Origin of the sequence: Labilibaculum euxinicum (assembly GCF_963678175.1) — a bacterium.
Taxonomy (GTDB): domain Bacteria; phylum Bacteroidota; class Bacteroidia; order Bacteroidales; family Marinifilaceae; genus Labilibaculum; species Labilibaculum euxinus.
Genome location: NZ_OY782756.1, coordinates 4,371,513 through 4,390,143 on the forward strand (window position 1 = coordinate 4,371,513; position 18,631 = coordinate 4,390,143).

At 35.5% G+C, this 18,631-nt stretch carries 14 protein-coding genes and 1 CRISPR repeat array; of the genes, 10 read left to right on the plus strand and 4 right to left on the minus strand.

Annotated features, from left to right (window positions below):
• Positions 1–466: 466 nt before the first annotated feature.
• The gene (locus ACY0M5_RS17325; RefSeq protein ID WP_461630032.1) at positions 467–1,039 is read right to left on the minus strand and encodes a hypothetical protein; all 573 of its coding nucleotides are present in this window, start codon (positions 1,037–1,039) and stop codon (positions 467–469) included.
• Entirely contained in the window at positions 1,032–2,324 is a 1,293-nt protein-coding gene (locus tag ACY0M5_RS17330) for a hypothetical protein (protein WP_461630033.1), read from the minus strand. The genes ACY0M5_RS17325 and ACY0M5_RS17330 overlap by 8 nt, the downstream gene beginning before the upstream one ends.
• Before the next feature lie 392 nt (positions 2,325–2,716).
• Here ACY0M5_RS17330 and cas6 point away from each other — a divergent pair, with 392 nt between their 5' ends.
• The 10 genes from cas6 (at position 2,717) to ACY0M5_RS17380 (ending at position 16,143) form a co-directional block, all read left to right on the plus strand.
• Positions 2,717–3,373 (plus strand): CRISPR-associated endoribonuclease Cas6, encoded by a 657-nt coding sequence (gene cas6, locus ACY0M5_RS17335; protein ID WP_461630034.1) that lies wholly within the window; start codon positions 2,717–2,719, stop codon positions 3,371–3,373.
• A gap of 5 nt (positions 3,374–3,378) precedes the next feature.
• The gene (locus ACY0M5_RS17340) at positions 3,379–3,975 is read left to right on the plus strand and encodes a hypothetical protein (protein WP_461630035.1); all 597 of its coding nucleotides are present in this window, start codon (positions 3,379–3,381) and stop codon (positions 3,973–3,975) included.
• Between the two features lie 2 nt (positions 3,976–3,977).
• Complete coding sequence (cas3, locus tag ACY0M5_RS17345; protein ID WP_461630036.1) at positions 3,978–6,143, plus strand: CRISPR-associated helicase Cas3'; 2,166 nt, start codon at positions 3,978–3,980, stop codon at positions 6,141–6,143.
• 2 nt (positions 6,144–6,145) lie between these two features.
• Entirely contained in the window at positions 6,146–7,474 is a 1,329-nt protein-coding gene (locus tag ACY0M5_RS17350) for a hypothetical protein (RefSeq protein ID WP_461630037.1), read from the plus strand.
• A 12-nt stretch (positions 7,475–7,486) separates the two neighbouring features.
• Positions 7,487–8,560 carry a hypothetical protein gene (locus ACY0M5_RS17355; protein ID WP_461630038.1) on the plus strand — a complete coding sequence of 358 codons (1,074 nt, stop codon included), beginning with the start codon at positions 7,487–7,489 and terminating at the stop codon, positions 8,558–8,560.
• Positions 8,561–8,620: 60 nt separating this feature from the next.
• Entirely contained in the window at positions 8,621–9,238 is a 618-nt protein-coding gene (locus ACY0M5_RS17360; RefSeq protein ID WP_461630039.1) for a transposase, read from the plus strand.
• Positions 9,239–9,243: 5 nt separating this feature from the next.
• The gene (gene cas4 / locus ACY0M5_RS17365; RefSeq protein WP_461630040.1) at positions 9,244–9,756 is read left to right on the plus strand and encodes a CRISPR-associated protein Cas4; all 513 of its coding nucleotides are present in this window, start codon (positions 9,244–9,246) and stop codon (positions 9,754–9,756) included.
• Between the two features lie 31 nt (positions 9,757–9,787).
• Positions 9,788–10,792 carry a type I-B CRISPR-associated endonuclease Cas1b gene (gene cas1b, locus ACY0M5_RS17370; protein WP_461630041.1) on the plus strand — a complete coding sequence of 335 codons (1,005 nt, stop codon included), beginning with the start codon at positions 9,788–9,790 and terminating at the stop codon, positions 10,790–10,792.
• Positions 10,792–11,058 carry a CRISPR-associated endonuclease Cas2 gene (gene cas2, locus ACY0M5_RS17375; protein ID WP_101311515.1) on the plus strand — a complete coding sequence of 89 codons (267 nt, stop codon included), beginning with the start codon at positions 10,792–10,794 and terminating at the stop codon, positions 11,056–11,058. The genes cas1b and cas2 overlap by 1 nt, the downstream gene beginning before the upstream one ends.
• Positions 11,059–11,279: 221 nt before the next feature.
• Positions 11,280–14,814: a CRISPR direct-repeat array (repeat unit 30 nt; unit sequence CTCTCAATCGCACCATATTGGAATTGAAAT).
• A 246-nt stretch (positions 14,815–15,060) separates the two neighbouring features.
• Positions 15,061–16,143: a class I SAM-dependent methyltransferase gene (locus tag ACY0M5_RS17380; RefSeq protein ID WP_461630042.1), complete on the plus strand. Its 1,083-nt coding sequence runs from the start codon at positions 15,061–15,063 to the stop codon at positions 16,141–16,143.
• 213 nt (positions 16,144–16,356) lie between these two features.
• On the opposite strand, the gene ACY0M5_RS17385 is transcribed toward ACY0M5_RS17380, so the two are convergent.
• Together ACY0M5_RS17385 and ACY0M5_RS17390 are read right to left on the minus strand one after the other, a co-directional pair.
• Positions 16,357–16,731, minus strand: a complete 375-nt coding sequence (locus tag ACY0M5_RS17385) for a heavy-metal-associated domain-containing protein (protein WP_124993064.1) — start codon at positions 16,729–16,731, stop codon at positions 16,357–16,359.
• A gap of 51 nt (positions 16,732–16,782) precedes the next feature.
• A complete protein-coding gene (locus ACY0M5_RS17390) occupies positions 16,783–18,588 on the minus strand; it encodes an efflux RND transporter periplasmic adaptor subunit (protein WP_461630043.1) in 1,806 nt (601 codons plus the stop codon).
• Positions 18,589–18,631 lie beyond the last annotated feature (43 nt).

Below are 18,631 nucleotides of genomic sequence, written 5' to 3' on the forward strand. Positions count from 1 at the left end.
AAAAAAAAGAAAATGTCTGTGTGCGAATACAAAATTGGAGTTACTCATTTTTGGTGTATTTCTATTAAGCAAATACCACATTACCTGCCAATCGGGTAATTTTCCTTTGTTTATAAAGTAAATTTCACTAGTAAAACAGCCAATGCAGAGAATGAAAAACTAATAATAGAACGATAATAAAGGGGATTTAAGCAGGGCTTATCCCGGTCTTAGTCCGGTTATTTATCTAGATAACCAGATCATCCAGATAGCAAAACAAATTATCTTAATGGAAACTCCCATTTTACCAGCAAAATCAGCTAACACAGAGAACCAAAAACTAATAATAGAGCAATAATAAATTCGGGAATTGTTTTGTTGGTGGCTTTAAGATATAGCCCCCATAAACCCACAATTGTAAAACGTCTTTCTTTATGATTTTCGGGATTCTTTGCAATTTCCAAAGAGAGTTTTGGCTGTACTCCAGTTACTGCAATTTGACTTTTAATGACCCGATCAGCCAATTCCAGCATTTGCTCTTCAGTATATTCCAATTGAGGCACGAGCCTGGTGTTGAATATTTTTTTACAACAGGCAGGGTGCAAATCAATTTGTCCTTCCTGTAAGGGTTTGTAGCAATATAGACAGGTGGCGCTCTGTACCTCAATACATGCAAAGCCTTTTTGATTTCAGTACTTCTTGTTTCTGGAACATAGGAATGCCATGCTATGAACCGCTCAACGGCCACCATAGCAATCACCGAAACCGGCTTTTGTCCTTCTACCAAAACGGATTTTTCCTGCTGGCAAAACAGCTGACAGAAATGCTTGTAGATTCTCATTTTCTCTCTACTGATCTTATGCCCTGCCATCAATTTCGGCTCCATAAAATGCATGCGAAGCCTGTAAATTTCTTTCATCTCCTGTTGGCTTATTATGCCTAGGGCATCAGCACAGCCAAGTAACTGGCACACTTGTTTTATCCGATTAAAATTGACATTTACGGCTGCACTTTCGTTATACTTTACAACGGGTGTTTTCCTTTTTCCTTTCTTACTCATCAAGCCCCTCCTCAACCAATTCTTCGAGTATTTCATCTTCTGCTCCCTCATCAAATAGTTCTGTTTTCCCCAGATTGATGTATTCGTTTAAAGCTTTCCAATTGTAATTTCTCTGCTCCTTCTCACAGCCTAATGATTGTACAGTAAATAAATGACTTATTCCTGCATCCTCAAATGCTTTCCTCATTTCATGATTAGTCTCCAAATTTGAACCGAAGAAATTTTCAAGGCTACCAATTTTCCAGTACGATATTTCTTCTTTACTTAAACCCAATACTTTTTCCAGCTTATCACCTTCGGGCGTATAATGATGTGTCAAAAATAAAAATGTCTTAATGATCAATCTATCTTTATTAATTACTCCTAAAAAATAACCACATTTTAGATTTATATGAAAATACGGAATCAAGATATTTCCCTTGTAGATTTCAATCTTCAAAGAGGTTTGTAAAGTATAACTAAGTTGATGGATAATATCTATACCAGATAGTGGTTTTAATCGCTCAAACAATCGGTTATAGGCGTGATTTTGAATACACAGCGGCAATTCCTTTTTATCACCACGGTATACTCCCTGAAGGCTCTTTACAGGTACAAACACCCAATTCATAGTAAAGCCATAATCCAAATACCCTAATTGAAATACTTTCCTGAGTTTACCATTTTCGATATAATTACCCGAACGGCACGGAACAGCCTCTAAAGTTGAAAAATAATGCATCCCGAGTGTTGGATATTCCTTCACATTAAAATCAAACTTCAGATTATATAAGGTTTCGCTAAAAATGTTGGTACTATTGGAAGTAATCGCATAATGATAAATAATTGTCTTAATCGTTTCCTGCAAAGTCCCCAATTTTAACCGCATAGGAGTAAAGGCAATCTGCAATTGATTTTTTCTTTCACCTGTCACGTTGTCAAGTGAGGTTAAAAATTGCAATCCTACAAGAATTTCAAAATTGGTGAGTTCTACTTCCCTATCCGGCTGCAGTTTGTAAATACTGTGAGCATAAAAATCCTGCACATATTTCGTAAAGAATTCTAATGCATCTTTTGAAACAGCCTCTTTGTTCTCAAACTTAATAGTTCCTACATAAACTCTATGTCCGAAGGCATTACTTTTTTCATCTTTTGAAAGAAGTTTAAAAGCCGTTTCACAATCGGTCTGATAACATACGCGTTCTAAAATTTTTAAATATTTTTTTTTAAGTACAGGATTGTTATGAGGACTGTTATCCCGTTTTCTTACTTGCGAAGTATTTGTTTTCTTTCTCTTTTTGGACATCGAACATCTGATTTAAAATGCAGGTGTTAAATTAACAATATACCCGCAAATAAAAATAAAAACCCCTTATTTTATATAACAATTTTATTATTATTTGTCAGGTGTTATATAACCCCTGTCCGATCTTAGCCTCTGACAGGCTGGGTTTATAAACTCTTTACCCGAAAATTACAAATCTGCAAAAACCGGGAGGAACCCTGACGGTTTTTTTGCCGATGCCCCGGGGAGAGAACGCCATATTTCCTCTTTTCATAAACTTGGCACATTTGACAGGTTAAAATTTTATTAATTTTACTTAACTTGCTTGTCGCACCACACTTACATCCATAACAACACTGTATTATAAACAATTAAACCCGTTAAAAAATAAAACAATATAAAAAACTTATCCTATGAGAATTAATTTACGAATTAGTGCAAACAAAGAATTAGTTCCTTTTACTTATCAGCATTTGCTAACCGGAGCAATTCATAAATGGCTTGGAGATAATCAAGACCACGGAGCTGTATCCTTGTATTCTTTTTCGAATTTGACAGGATCAAAACTTAAAAATAAGCAACTTGATTTCCCTGATGGTGCAGAATTTAGTATCAGTGCCTGGGATGACACTTTCATCCGAAAAATTATTGCTGGTGTAATGAAAGACAAAGATCTGATTTGTGGCATGCACGTTAAAGAAATAGTATTGATTGAGACTCCCAATTTTTCGAATCAAGAATTATTTTATGCTTCGAGCCCAGTTTTTATTAAAAGAAAAGAAGAAGACAGAGTAAGGCATATTATTTACTCAGACGCTGACGCAGATAATTGTCTTAAAGAAACACTTGAGACAAAATTGAAGATTGCAGAAATTGAGTATGATTCTTTTGAAATTGCTTTTGATCAAAGCTACTCGAAGGCTAAAACAAAACTGATAAAATACAAGGATATTGATAATAAAACATCAGTTTGTCCGGTAGTAATAAAAGGTGATACAATAGTAAAGGAATTTGCATGGACTGTTGGCCTGGGAAATTCGACAGGAATTGGATTTGGTGCTTTAAAATAAATCATATGGAAAAGATATACGTAGTAAAATACACAGGTCCATTTGGGTTTATTAAGCCTTGGACAGCGGTGAGAGATGAAGAAACCTATAGTCAACAATTTCTCACACCATCAATAGTTGCAGGTATAGAGCGAAAACTATTTCCTGAATTATTGAAAGATGATGATGGTGAGATTAAGAAAATTGTTAGACATCGATTGAGTTATTGTGGATTAACTTCACAACAAGAGAAGACATGGTCGAAAGGAGGATTTAAAAAAGAGAAAAAGAAAGATACTTTAGACCGTGAATATTTTAAAGCAAAAAATATCGGAATAATCAATCGTGCAGTCATGCTTAATCCTGAATTACATCTTGCATTTGAAACAAAGTTTGATGCAGAAAATGCATTTATTCAGAATATCTGCCTTTGCAGAAATGAAGATATTCTTTTACCCACAAGTTTAACCGAAATGGACGAAGATGAATTCGAGCAAATTGATGGCTTTGAATTAGCATTTACTGATGAAACTAACGGATTTAAGGTCGGACATAATCGTTTTAAAGATGCCACAGAAATGTTTGGGGAACTTAAAGTAATTGGTAATCCAATAAGAAGTTAACCATGACTGAATCGACAAAAATACTAGCGAAGAGTATAAACTATGGTGAAACAACATTATTAGATCATACCATACAAGTTGTTGAAGCGATTGAAAGGTTTAGCATCGGTTTTTTCTCAAAACAAGATATTAAGATTGCTAGAAATGGAGCTATTCTTCATGATCTTGGTAAAGCTCATCCATATTTTCAAAAAAGAATTCAGAACATTAATTCTGGCAGTATTAGCGAGGAAAGAAAGGATGCAATTATTCATAGGCACGAATTGTCGTCGTTAGGCTTCCTGCCCGCTTTTCCCAGAAGTGAATGGCCTTTTTTAATCGAAATGGTAGTTGCTCATCATAAATCTATCATTAAAGATTCTAAAGAAAGAGGAATACTTGATTTAGATGACAAATACAGACATTGGATAAAAAATCATCTTGAACAATGGGAGGATTGGAGTATCTATGGAATAGAAGTATTAAATCATTTTGGCATTCCTGTTAAGCGAATAACCATAGAAGAGGCAACAGATGCATTAAATTACACAGTTAGTTATTGTGAAAAAAAGGGAAAAGGATGGTCTAGATTAAGAGGTTTGTTAATGGCTGCTGATCACTTTGCATCAGCATTTGGGAATAAAACAAGTAACAATCTTGAGAAACTATTTGAAGTGCCTAACCTAAATTTTTATTTTGATGAGAAAAGAAGGAGTAACCTGTTCCCTCTTTCACAAATTGAAACAAATATTTCAAAACAACACACTTTAGTTGTTGCTCCAACAGGGGCAGGAAAAACCGATTTTCTTTTAAGAAGGTGTAAGGGGAGAATTTTCTACACACTTCCTTTTCAAGCTTCAATTAATGCAATGTGGGAACGCTTTAAAAATACAATCTCCAACAAAGACATCAGATTATTGCATGCAACTTCTAAAATTGTAGTAGGAAAAAGAATTGAAGAACGAATGATTCAACCACTTGTAGGTTCATCAGTAAAAGTGCTCACCCCTCACCAATTAGCTGGAATTATTTTTGGAATATCAGGTTACGAAAGTGTAATGCTTGATTTGGAAGGTTGTGATATTATTTTGGATGAAATACATACCTATTCAGACTATTCTAAAGCAATGGTTTTAGAAATTGTAAAAACATTGATTAGACTAAACTGCAGAATACATATTGGAACGGCTACAATGCCCACTCTTCTATACTCTGAATTAGTTAAGATATTAGGCGGTAAAGAGAAGGTATATGAAGTTAGCCTGCAAGATGGATTGCTTAAAGATTTTAACAGACATGAGATATTTAAAGAGGAAAGCCCTGATTGCTTAATCCCAATTTTAAATATAGCGGTGCTCAACAATGAAAAGGTATTGGTTATTTTCAATACCATTAATCAAGCACAAGATGCATTTAAAGAAATAGAAAAAGAATTCCCTGAAATCCCCAAAATACTAATTCATAGTCGTTTTAAACGGGGAGATCGTGTTGCATTAGAAACTAAGCTAAAAACGGAATTTAATGGTGATCAAAGTCATCAGTTTGGGGATGGATTAAACCCATGTATTGTTGTTTCAACTCAGGTTGTTGAAGTTAGTCTTGATATTAGTTTTGATAGAATGATTACACAATGTGCTCCTCTTGATAGTTTGATTCAACGATTTGGTCGTGTTAATAGGAAAAGGACAGACGAAACGATAGGGAAATATAAACCCATTCATATTGTTGCACCCCAAAAAATGGCTCTTCCCTATAAAATGGATATTCTCAAAAAAAGCTTCGATCAATTACCTGAGAATGGATCAGTTTTGCAAGAAAATGAACTTCAAGAAAAGATTGATGCTGTTTACTCAGAATTTGATTTAAAAGAGATTGATCTTCATTTAATTTATAAGAATGAAGCCTATACGTTAAAAGAGCTTACAAGTAATAAAAAAGCTGTTTTGGTTGAAGCACTTGAAATTGAAAGTGCCTCATGTATTCTAGAAGAAGATAGAGATAAATATTTGGCTGCAACGTGGGAAGATCGAGTTTATATGGAAATACCCATCAATTGGAAAACAATCGCTCGACATCGAAATAAATACGAGCAATTGCAAGTTGGATCAAATCCGTTTGTAGTGCCTCAAAAATCAGATGATTACGAATTATATGGATTGCAGTTAGTTGAACACGATAATTTTTTATAGATATGTATACAAGCTATATAGGAAGTAAATTCCTCAAATTATTCAATAAAAAGGAAGAAACAGAATTTTCGCCGGAATCATTTTTTGACGAAATTGTTTTTCCACAATTCTTTAATAATGATAGACATTTTCTCAATGTTGCAAATTCTTCCTTTTTTCAGTCAGTATCAAAAAAGTTGTTAGAAGATGGAAAATCTATTCATCAAATTAAACAAGAACGATTTCATAAAAATGTTAAGGAAGATGGAGCATCATTAACAACAATGGTGGGATATGCTGCTCAAGATATTATGGCAGGAACTTCTGGCCAACTTTCAAATTTACCACTGACTGTTACTGAAAATGAAATGTATTCATCATGGATTGGTAGTGGATTTTGCATCGCAATGGGTGCAGGTTATTCCATTTTAATAGATAATGATAAACTTCTTTTATCAATCTTCCTTGGCTGGAAATACTACCGAAAAGTACTAGATCAAACTCCAAATTTAAAAGGGAATCAAATTGATGTGTGGAATTCTCATTGGATAAGTCATGTGTTTTCAAATCAGTTTGATCCTAAAAATCCACTTGATGGTTTCCAAACACCAGAGATCTCTTTTAATAAAGAATCTGGTAAAATGGCAATGACATCATTAAGTTGGTCAAGTGTAATATTTACTCTCACAAAACAATTTTCGTCAAAAACACTAACCGTTAATGTATTTAAATTTGGCAAGATGAATACTACTCTTGGGTTTATTAACCTCGTTTTACCTCAGATCAAGAAATTTTACGAATTAAGGGATAAAATATTTATGTCTGAAGATTCAACCATCCTTAAAGAGAAAGAGATTGAAGAATTGTCAACCTTTTACAATTTTAAAGAGGCTTGTAAGTCCGGCACTATTGGATTAAAAGCTATTGAGCCAGCAAAACTTCGACAGTTTATGCCCAAAGGATCAGTTCAATATGCCCAAGGAAAAGAATTTAAGTTTAATAATGAAGAATCATACAAACAATATCAACTGTATAAAATTTGGATTATCGCTATGCTAAACAAAACGGAATTATTAGAAACGGCTACTGACATTGCCGAAATTCTTGTTGAAATTGAAAGTAAACAAGAAGGTTTGAGTAGAGGAACAAAAAAAACTTCACAAGAGAGTAAGGAATTTTTAGAAATCAAGACACTAAAAGCATTTATTGATGGTTTAACGATGCTAATTAATAAATCAGAAAAGAAAACAGAAATCAAAAATTGTTTAGATGAAATATTGAAAATGCCTGTGGATTCTTTCCCATTATTTATGGCATTAATAAGATTTGAATATAGTTACAAAACAAAATAATAAACAAATATCATGAAAAATTCACCATTCATTTATTTACGAGGTCTTCGACATGCAGAACATACTGTATTTGGTGTGTCAAATGGTCAAAAATTTTACAGAGATGTACAATTTAACAGAGATATGGCATACTCTAGTGGACAACAAGTAAAAAGGTCTGTAATAGAGGCTCTCGAATTACCTTTTGCAGCAATTACGTTTAATTGGGAAATAGATGCAAATGGCAAAGCAGGAATGAAAGAACCACATTCTCCATGTGACCCTTCATTCCCAGATCAGCTTCTTGGAGGTTTTATGAAAGCCAAATCTAATTCTTATACTGTAAAAAGAAGAAGCCCGTTATCAATTTCAGCAATGCGCCCCTTACATCCTTTATTGGGTGGTTTGGAACGAGAAACAGAACCTGTTGTATTTGATCGATCAAGTAAGCCAGAAGCTCACAAGGTTGTGGTATCGAGATTAGATGACAAAGGGAAAAGGCAAGAAATTCCACAAGAAGAACTTGAAGAATGGCTAGTAAGTAATCAACGAAATTTAGGACCTAAATATTTTAACCCCTCAGGACAAACGCGCGCCTCTGGTTTATTTGTTTATGATATTGCAATTGATTTAAGAACTCTTTTTACTGTATCTACGAATAAACTTGAACCAGAACTTTTTCCTGAAATTGAGAAAAAGCTAAAAGAAGATGGATGGATAGAAGGAGAAAATATTTTTGGCAAATGCCTTATTTGTCCTAAAGAAAAAAGAGAAGTGATTATACCAACCCTTGCACATGCTTTGATTAATTGGAGAATTACTTCAAATCAATCAAGAACTTTTAGTTTAATGGAAACTGTTGCTGTAGCTATCAGCGATAACGCAAATCAAATTGCCTATGCTATTCGAGGTGAATTACGTGATGATACCGAACGCCCACAGGCAAGTCCAAGAATAGATGAAACTGCCAAAGCTGATTTCTTTATTACTCCAATTGCATCAAGTTTTATTGCGGGTTCTATTGGTTCTGCCGATGCCCTAGATAAAGCAGAGCAAGCTCTTATCGAAAAAATGATGGCTTTCGATTACGAAAATCAACTGAACTAACAGGTTAACCCCTCAAGGTTTTAAAAACCTTGAGGGGTTAGAATTAAAAATAACAACATTATGGCTCATTCTCCCATGCCTTTGCTAACACAGCAATACTATCACATCTATAATCGTGGTATTAATGCATGCCCTATATTCACGGAGCATTCAAATTATGAGCATTTTTTAAGACTTTACGATAAGTACATTTCACCAATCGCAGAAACCTATGCATGGGTATTGCTTGGCAATCATTTTCATTTGTTAGTTCGGATAAAAAGGCAGGATGAAATTATATCAAACCTCGAAGGTTTTGAAAACCTTCGAGGTTTAAATATCGAAAAACGTATTAATCAACAATTCTCTAACTTATTTAATGCTTATTCCAAAGCTTTTAACAAGAGGAATCAACGTACAGGCAGCTTATTTGAGCATCCCTTTAAAAGGAAGTTGATTGACTCAAAAGAATATCTCAGAAGGGTAATCATCTACATTCACAATAACCCGGTACATCATGGATTTTGCGAAAGTCCCACCGAATATGTCTGGTCATCCTATCTCACCTGTTTATCTGATAGAGACACATCCTTAATGAGAGAGCAAGTAAAAAGTTGGTTTGATGACTTGCATCACTTTAAACAGTATCATTTAGAAAACAAGCAAGTAATTAATCTAACAAATTGGTTCGAAAACTAAGCCTTATGCACATCACCGGAACCCACTTCAATTACTACATGGTTTGCCATCGCAAACTGTGGTTGTTTGCGAACAATATTCAAATGGAACATTCTTCAGATTTGGTTTACGAAGGCAAACTGATACACGAAAACAGTTATCAGCAACGAAGTTCGAAATATGAAGAGATTGCTATTGATGGAATCAAAATTGATTATTACGATGCTAAGAGTAAGGTGGTTCACGAAATTAAAAAGTCGAGCAAATTATTGGAATCTCATGCTTGGCAGGTAAAGTACTACATCTATGTATTGGAATTAAATGGTATAGAAGGTGTAACCGGCATACTCGAATATCCGAAGGAACGCAAAACGGAAGAGGTATTTTTGAGTATCCCCGATAAAGAGAGAATTGTTGAATTACTTGAGGAAATTGATAAGATTATACACTCCGATAAATGCCCTGAAACCATAAATCAGCCAAAGTGTAAAAAATGCTCTTACTACGATTTTTGTTATAGTTCTGAGAAAGAAAACTAATATCTGATTTACTCAATTTTAATTGTTGAAAATGAAGAAAACTTACTATCTATTCAATCCAGGGCGTTTATCTCGAAAGGATAACACGCTAAAATTTACACCTGTTGATGAGGAAGGAAATGATTTGAAACCCCGCTATTTGCCAGTTGAACAAGTTGACCAATTGTATGTATTGGGATCGTTGGATGCCAATTCGGCTCTTTATAACTTTTTAGGTAAAAATGATATTGCCGTGCATTTTTACGATTACTATGAAAACTACACCGGATCGTTTGCTCCGAAATGTAAATTGCTTTCGGGAAAAATGCTGATAGCCCAAACCCAGGCCTATTTAAAAAAATCAAAACGAATTGTTGTTGCCCAGTCTTTTATCGAAGGAGCTTCGTTTAACATGCTAAAAAACCTGAGGTATTACGATAACAGAGGTAAAGATTTGATGCCTGTAATTGATAGTATTGAGCTCCTTCGGGGAAAAATTGGTGAGACAAAGGAAATTGATGAATTAATGGGCATTGAAGGAAATATCCGGAAAAATTATTACGATGCGTTCAATTTAATTATTAATGATCACGAGATGGGAATACGCACCAAGCGCCCTCCTTTAAATATTGTAAACTCTCTCATCTCATTTGGCAATATGATGTGCTATTCGGAGTGTTTGCGTGCGATTCAGAAAACTCAGCTGGAGCCTACCATTAGTTTCCTGCATGAACCCGGAGAACGGCGATTTAGTCTGGCTTTGGATTTGGCTGAAGTTTTCAAACCTTTTTTAGTAGATCGGGTCATTTTTAAGGTTTTAAACAAAAAAGAAATTCAGGAAAATGATTTCGAAGAAAAATTGAACCGAATTGTTTTAAAAGAGAAAGGAAAGAAAAAGTTTATACAGGCTTTTGAAAAACGATTGGAAGAAACCATAAAACACCGAAGTTTAAATAGAAGTGTGAGTTACAAGCATCTGATAAAATTAGAATGTTATAAATTGCAAAAACATTTGTTGGACATAGAAGAATATAAACCGTTTAAAATTTACTGGTAATGTATGTAATTTTGGTTTACGACATGGGCGAAAAGCGTGTAGGAAAAATGTTGAAATTGTGCAGACAATATTTAAATTGGATTCAGAATTCGGTTTTCGAAGGCGAAATAACAGAGGTTAAATTAAAAGAACTAATTTTGAAAGCTGAATTTATTATGAATGAGGAAGAACGCGATAGTTTGATCTTATTTAAAAGCAGAGAACAAAAATGGTTGGAAAAAGAAGTAATTGGACATGAAAAAAATGATTTGGATCAATTCTTATAGTTGTCGATAAGTCATTACAGGTCATCCCTCTCCCCTTTTTTTTAATGTGACTTCGACCTTAACGTTCTTTGACATATTGAAAAACCAGTGTTTCGGCCATGTTGTCGAAACCCTATCTTTTTTATACTTTTACACATCGACAACTAAAGCTTGTTGTTTTAACCACATCTTAGAATCTTAATTTATTGATTTTCAGATGTTTTTTTTGAGTCGTCGGTCGACTCTCAATCGCACCATATTGGAATTGAAATCGGTAAATATTTGTATTGTACCGGATTTTTTTATTGCCTCTCAATCGCACCATATTGGAATTGAAATAAGTTTACTGGAGAGGAAATTGAGGAGGCTGAGCAATCTCTCAATCGCACCATATTGGAATTGAAATCAGTTAAAAACCCAACAGTAAAACCATTTTTAGATGCTCTCAATCGCACCATATTGGAATTGAAATTTGTCTCAACCAACCGCGGATCGATAAACTGCCAAGCTCTCAATCGCACCATATTGGAATTGAAATCTTTACATTACACGTTGGAAAAGCACAGCAAAGTTCTCTCAATCGCACCATATTGGAATTGAAATGATCAAGAGATTCTCTAATTGGATCAACCAATAGGTCTCTCAATCGCACCATATTGGAATTGAAATTTTTGTTCGGCAAGTTTTAAAACTTGTAAATATTCGCTCTCAATCGCACCATATTGGAATTGAAATATCGACAGGTAAGAACTGCTTAGCTATTTTAAATTCCTCTCAATCGCACCATATTGGAATTGAAATAATATCAGTACGTGAATGGAAACTAACTTTTTGGAAGCTCTCAATCGCACCATATTGGAATTGAAATATAAGAAATAGATCTTGGCCCGATCACCGGAACCGGCTCTCAATCGCACCATATTGGAATTGAAATGAATGCGCCGGGCTAATTAACTATACAGTTCAACTACTCTCAATCGCACCATATTGGAATTGAAATATCGGCAGGCAGAAACTCTTTTGCGATTCTAAATTCCTCTCAATCGCACCATATTGGAATTGAAATAAGAGTGGTTAAGAGCTTATTGGTGGTTTCGGTGATTCTCTCAATCGCACCATATTGGAATTGAAATGGATAGCCAGAAGAGCAAAACGTAAATTGAAATAAGCTCTCAATCGCACCATATTGGAATTGAAATAGCACCAATTGCCTCGCAGTATTGCCGAAGCTATTCCCTCTCAATCGCACCATATTGGAATTGAAATTAGACAAATAAGAGCCGTTTAAACGGTAAGTAACCGCTCTCAATCGCACCATATTGGAATTGAAATTTGCTCTAAATACATTTTGAGCTTCTTCGCAAGCTTCTCTCAATCGCACCATATTGGAATTGAAATCTCTTAGGTTGAGAGATCTAAAGCCGGCTTACATCAACTCTCAATCGCACCATATTGGAATTGAAATATTATCCGCAAAGCCATAAACCGAAATCGTAAAAAGCTCTCAATCGCACCATATTGGAATTGAAATATGTGGCAAACGCGGACAATGCCCTCACGAAGGCATCTCTCAATCGCACCATATTGGAATTGAAATTTTGGCTTGTTTAAATCACACGGCTTACTGTTTCCGTCTCTCAATCGCACCATATTGGAATTGAAATGTGTCTAATCGAGCCTGAAACTCGTCAACATCATTCTCTCAATCGCACCATATTGGAATTGAAATAATACAAATGACATTAATGCAATTATAGCCCCAAATCTCTCAATCGCACCATATTGGAATTGAAATCTAACTGTTGCAAGGGCTTTAGGGGCTGTATTATCTCTCAATCGCACCATATTGGAATTGAAATTTTAAAGGAATCGCCGAAGTTCCACTTTACGCTAATCTCTCAATCGCACCATATTGGAATTGAAATTGTTAATAGCGTTGTCAAGACATTCAAAAGCAATACTCTCAATCGCACCATATTGGAATTGAAATGACAAAAAGGTTTTTCCGAATTTATCGCTTGTAACCTCTCTCAATCGCACCATATTGGAATTGAAATAACGAAGGAATATGGACGGTCAGTAAGGCTGTTATCTCTCAATCGCACCATATTGGAATTGAAATAAAATTCCTCGATGGTGTCTTGATTAGCTGTTTGGTCTCTCAATCGCACCATATTGGAATTGAAATCAACAACGAATTGACGCTTTAAATGCCTATTCTATACTCTCAATCGCACCATATTGGAATTGAAATATGGAACCTGCGGGTTGACAACTCCTTAACTTCAACCTCTCAATCGCACCATATTGGAATTGAAATTAAATATGATTCATCGTCTTTTTGATTTTCGACTTCCTCTCAATCGCACCATATTGGAATTGAAATTGATAAAAAAGAAGGGTAGTAAGATTCATAACGAATCTCTCAATCGCACCATATTGGAATTGAAATAAATTTCCGCCGGTCCTGGCTTCATTTCTTGCTATAACTCTCAATCGCACCATATTGGAATTGAAATGATCCAGTTAAATCTGTATCTTCCCATAAATAATTTCTCTCAATCGCACCATATTGGAATTGAAATAGAATTTTGCTGAAGATTTCTTTAAATGTCATAAGCTCTCAATCGCACCATATTGGAATTGAAATTGGTTTAGAGGGATCTTTGTACTGGTTGCACATGTAGCTCTCAATCGCACCATATTGGAATTGAAATAACAGGAATTTGTCTTCGGTAAGGTTTTTATCTTTGCTCTCAATCGCACCATATTGGAATTGAAATTTGATGTAGCCGATAGTGTTACAGGTGAATTATTTGCTCTCAATCGCACCATATTGGAATTGAAATTTAAATTAACACACCACACTTCGTCGCCCAGTTTAGCTCTCAATCGCACCATATTGGAATTGAAATAAAATCAATAAAATTTAAAGCGTTACTGCTTGCATACTCTCAATCGCACCATATTGGAATTGAAATACGCTTAATCGGGTAACCTCAGTGCATCGTAATCCGCTCTCAATCGCACCATATTGGAATTGAAATATTTTATCATTTACTGATGCAAAATCATTCCATAACCTCTCAATCGCACCATATTGGAATTGAAATGTTCGTCTTTTAAATTCATACAGCCACTTTATTTCCTCTCAATCGCACCATACTGGAATTGAAATATGAGTATTATGTGTCCTGTTTTCATGCCTCAAACACTCTCAATCGCACCATACTGGAATTGAAATCTAAGTATATTTTGACTGGTGTTGTAAGTTTTTTCACTCTCAATCGCACCATACTGGAATTGAAATTGTTAAGCAATGGCAGGTACAATTTGCCTGAATTAGGACTCTCAATCGCACCATACTGGAATTGAAATCGGTTAATGCGGTTTTTTACCCGCTTTAAATATGCTTCTCTCAATCGCACCATACTGGAATTGAAATACGGCAAGAACCCGGCCGGACGGGTTGCAGGATCGATACTCTCAATCGCACCATACTGGAATTGAAATGTATAATTACCCGAAGCATCTATACGATTAACTCCGTCTCTCAATCGCACCATACTGGAATTGAAATACATTCTTAACGGCGAATTTTGCCGATTTCGTAACTCTCTCAATCGCACCATACTGGAATTGAAATCCTAAAGCGTCTTTTGTAGATTTTGTCATCTCGCGCTCTCAATCGCACCATACTGGAATTGAAATTAAATAGAACCAACAGTACCAACGCCAGCAGTTATTCTCTCAATCGCGCCATACTGAATTAGAAAGTGCAGAACCCTATCAATTTGTCGCATCTAATCTCTATCTTCGCAGGCTTGTTTTTGTTTGCAAATAGCTGGAATTCGGGATAGCGTTCTGCTAAAGTATTCTAATTTTAAATATTGGCATAACCTGATGGGCATATATCCGGACCAGCACTTGTTTTTATTCTAAACAGAAACATCAATTCAATAAACGGCAAAATACAAGAAGCTTATCATCAACTATTGATCATTAAATTAAGGCAATCACCATATGAATTTTGAGGAAAAAAAATATCAAATTAAAAGATATGATCTATCAGAAGATAAATCATTAAAGGCCTGGAGTGCTGCGGACGAATATCTTTTACAGGCATTTACTGATTTGGAAAAAAAACCAAATCATTTGGGCATTTATGGTGACCGGTTTGGTTTTTTGGGCTGTTATTTACATTCATTTAACCCGACAGTAGTATTCACTCAAAAAAGTCAGCAAAAAGCCATTGATGCCAATTTAAAAGCGCACAATATTCCAATGCTTAATTTTTCGGATCCGCTTTCACCTCTTGAAAATGAAATGGATTTCGCCTTGGTAAATGTGCCTAAATCTTTAGAGCTTTTTCAGCTTTTTCTTGAACAGATTGCAGGCAATTCGAGTGAAGATATTACCGTAATCTGTGCATTCATGACCCGCCATTTTAGTCCTAAATTATTACAAATAGCACAGGAATATTTTGATGTAACGGAACAAAGCAGAGCGGTAAAAAAAGCGCGTCTATTGGTGCTTACAAAAAAGAAAAACATTGTTAAAAAGGAACTCATTACCTCGCTAAACTACAACAATCAAGACTACAAGCAGTATTGGGGTGTGTTTTCGGCACAACATATTGATTATGCCACACAGTTTTTTTTGGAACATCTTGAAATAGATGATACCGATCGGTGTATTTTGGATTTAGCCTCTGGAAATGGAATTATTGGCAACGAAATATTCAAAGAATTGCCTGATGCTGAAATCCATTTAATGGATGATTCTTACCTGGCTGTTTCTTCAGCAAAATTAAATGTTCAAGGAGAAAACATTCATCATCATTTTAATAATGAGCTAACCATTTTTGATGATAACACTTTTGATTTGATTGTGACAAATCCGCCCTTTCATTTCGAATTTGAGATAAACATCCAAATTCCCCTTCATCTCTTTAAAGGATGTCTCCGCTGTCTGAAAAAAGGCGGAAATCTTCAGCTTGTCGCGAATAAACATTTAAATTACAAAATACATTTGGAGCCTCTGTTCTCGTCGGTTGAGATTATCGCTGAAGACAAAAAATTTATTGTGTACAAATGCATTAAGTAATTATATCAAAATTGATCTTATGAAATAGTGCCTATAGAATCGAGTCATACCCTGACAAGGAAGACTTGTATACAGACAGAGCACGACAAGCTGATATTTTAAGCTGGATTTTGATATTAAATTGGTATTACCCCTGAGAAACATATAAAAGCCCGACCAATACTGTCGGGCTTCAATTTTTAATCCTGAAGGTAAATATCTAAACCATTTGTTCTATTCATGCTGATGATGTCCTTCGTCACTTTTCATCTCAGCATTCGTCCGATCGTATTTACAACAAGCCGGCAGCTTATTGTAATTCTCATCTTTCGCTTTATGCATTTCCGTATCATGACCTGCATTGGCAATGGCCATATGTATTTTGTGAATGTCTGTTTTGGTTGTATCAAAAGCAACCTCAATTATTTTCGTTTCCTTGTTCCAATCTGCCAGTGTTACACCATCCACCGCTAAAGCCGCTTTTTCGATTCGGTTTTCGCACATTCCACAATTACCAAATACCTTAAATTTTTTACTTGTTTGCTGAGCAGATAAACTTAGTCCGCTCACTAAAAACAATCCGATTAATCCTATTAGTTTTAACTTCATAACATTTACTTTTATCCTTATAAACTATTTTACTTTACAACACGTTACTAATTACTTAATTGTTTCCTTCACTTCTCCGCACCCAAGCATTTCTTCTCCAAAATAAGGGTTTTGAATTTCCTCAGAATTACTGAACCAGTAAGCACCTTTATCATCAGCAGCCATAGGGCAGAATTGATAGTAAGTTGTTACTTTATACAGCCCAAAAGATTTTATACTTTTATACAAAGCCTGGTTAAATGGGGCAAAAGCAGTTCTTTGCGCATCAATATCTTTACTGGCAGCAATCGCTTTCAACTTGGTCTCAAGTACATTTAAATTGGTCATCCACTCCATATGGGCACCCCCTTTTAACAGCTCCATGTCAATAGCACTCAGTTTTGACAGTAAGGATTCCGCGGCAGGCTTAACCAAAGATGGGTTGGAGGTAACAAAAGCTTTTGTGAGCAACAGGTATTCGTTATAAAAACCTGTTAATTGCTTTTTAAATTTTTCATCCACCACAGTGCCTTCCATTTTTTGCATCGAATTACCGCCCACCATATCTCCATGATTATGACCCATTAAGACTTTTCCTCCTTCAGGATTCATCATACTTGGAAGCCCAATTAGCTGAGTGGCAGCATCAATTTTAAAGACTCCGTTTATTGCAATTTCTTCATTCTCTTTCAAGCCCTCACTCACAACAAAAAATGCGCCTGCTTCGGGTCCTAAAACTATTTCCCGATACAAAAATGACGGGGTTTCCCGATTCGGAACTTTTACATACACAACAGATCTTTTTCCTGTCCAAAGCACTGCTGATTTCGGAATCAGTATTTTATTCAATCCTTTCTCAGCTTTAGATTTCACAATCCCGTTCACAAACATTTCCGGTTTAAGCTGCTGATTTTTATTTAAAACCTCTGCTCTCACTTTTGCTACTCTGGTATTGCCGTCAATAAACGGATCGATAAAAGTCACCTTAGCTTCATAATTCTTACCTGGCATCGCCTGCACTGTAAACTCAAGCTTATCATTCACTTTTATCCAGGGCAAATCACTTTCATACGCATCCAGCATCACCCAAAGTTTCGATAAATCAACTACTTCGAACAATTTGGTTCCTTCCTTTATATAGTCGCCAATGGCAACATTCCGCACAGTAACGGTTCCCGAAATTGGAGACAACACGTCAAAATACAGCATTGGTTCTCCTTTTGTTTCAATCTCCTCAATTTGCTTATCGGTAAGATCCCATAATTTCAATTTCCCTTTAGATGCCTGATATAAGGATGGACGCGACGATTTAAAACCAATCGCCTCCAACAATTCACGTTGCGCAGTTACCAAATCGGGAGAATAAATAGTAGCCAGCCTGTCGCCTTTGCGAACTGTTTGTCCTGTGAAGTTGACAAATAACTTCTCTATTCTGCCTCCAAACCGGGCCGTCAATTCCGATATATTTCTTTCATCTGCATGAATTTTCCCCTGCAAACGAATCGATTTTTCAGGAACTCCCAATTGAACTTTCATGGTTTGAATGGCCGCCAATTTAGCCACAGACTCTGTCATCACAATTTCGTTCGAACTGATATCATCTCCTTTAGATTGCCTGTTTATGAGCGGAATTAAATCCATTGCGCATATCGGACATTTTCCCGGCTTATCCTGTTTTATTTGCGGATGCATGGAACAAGTCCAGGTAGTTGGATCTTCAGATTCATGATTGTGCCCTTCGTGCCCTTCAACAGCATTGGTACCTGCAACTGTTTTATCAGACGATCCGGAAAATATCAGGCCGAGAAAAACTCCAATTACCAAAACTGCAATTACCAATTTGTAATTCTCTTTTATATTATTGATTGTTTTTTTCATCTGTTTGTATTTTTTACTTTATGGTCCGATGGAACTTACCATG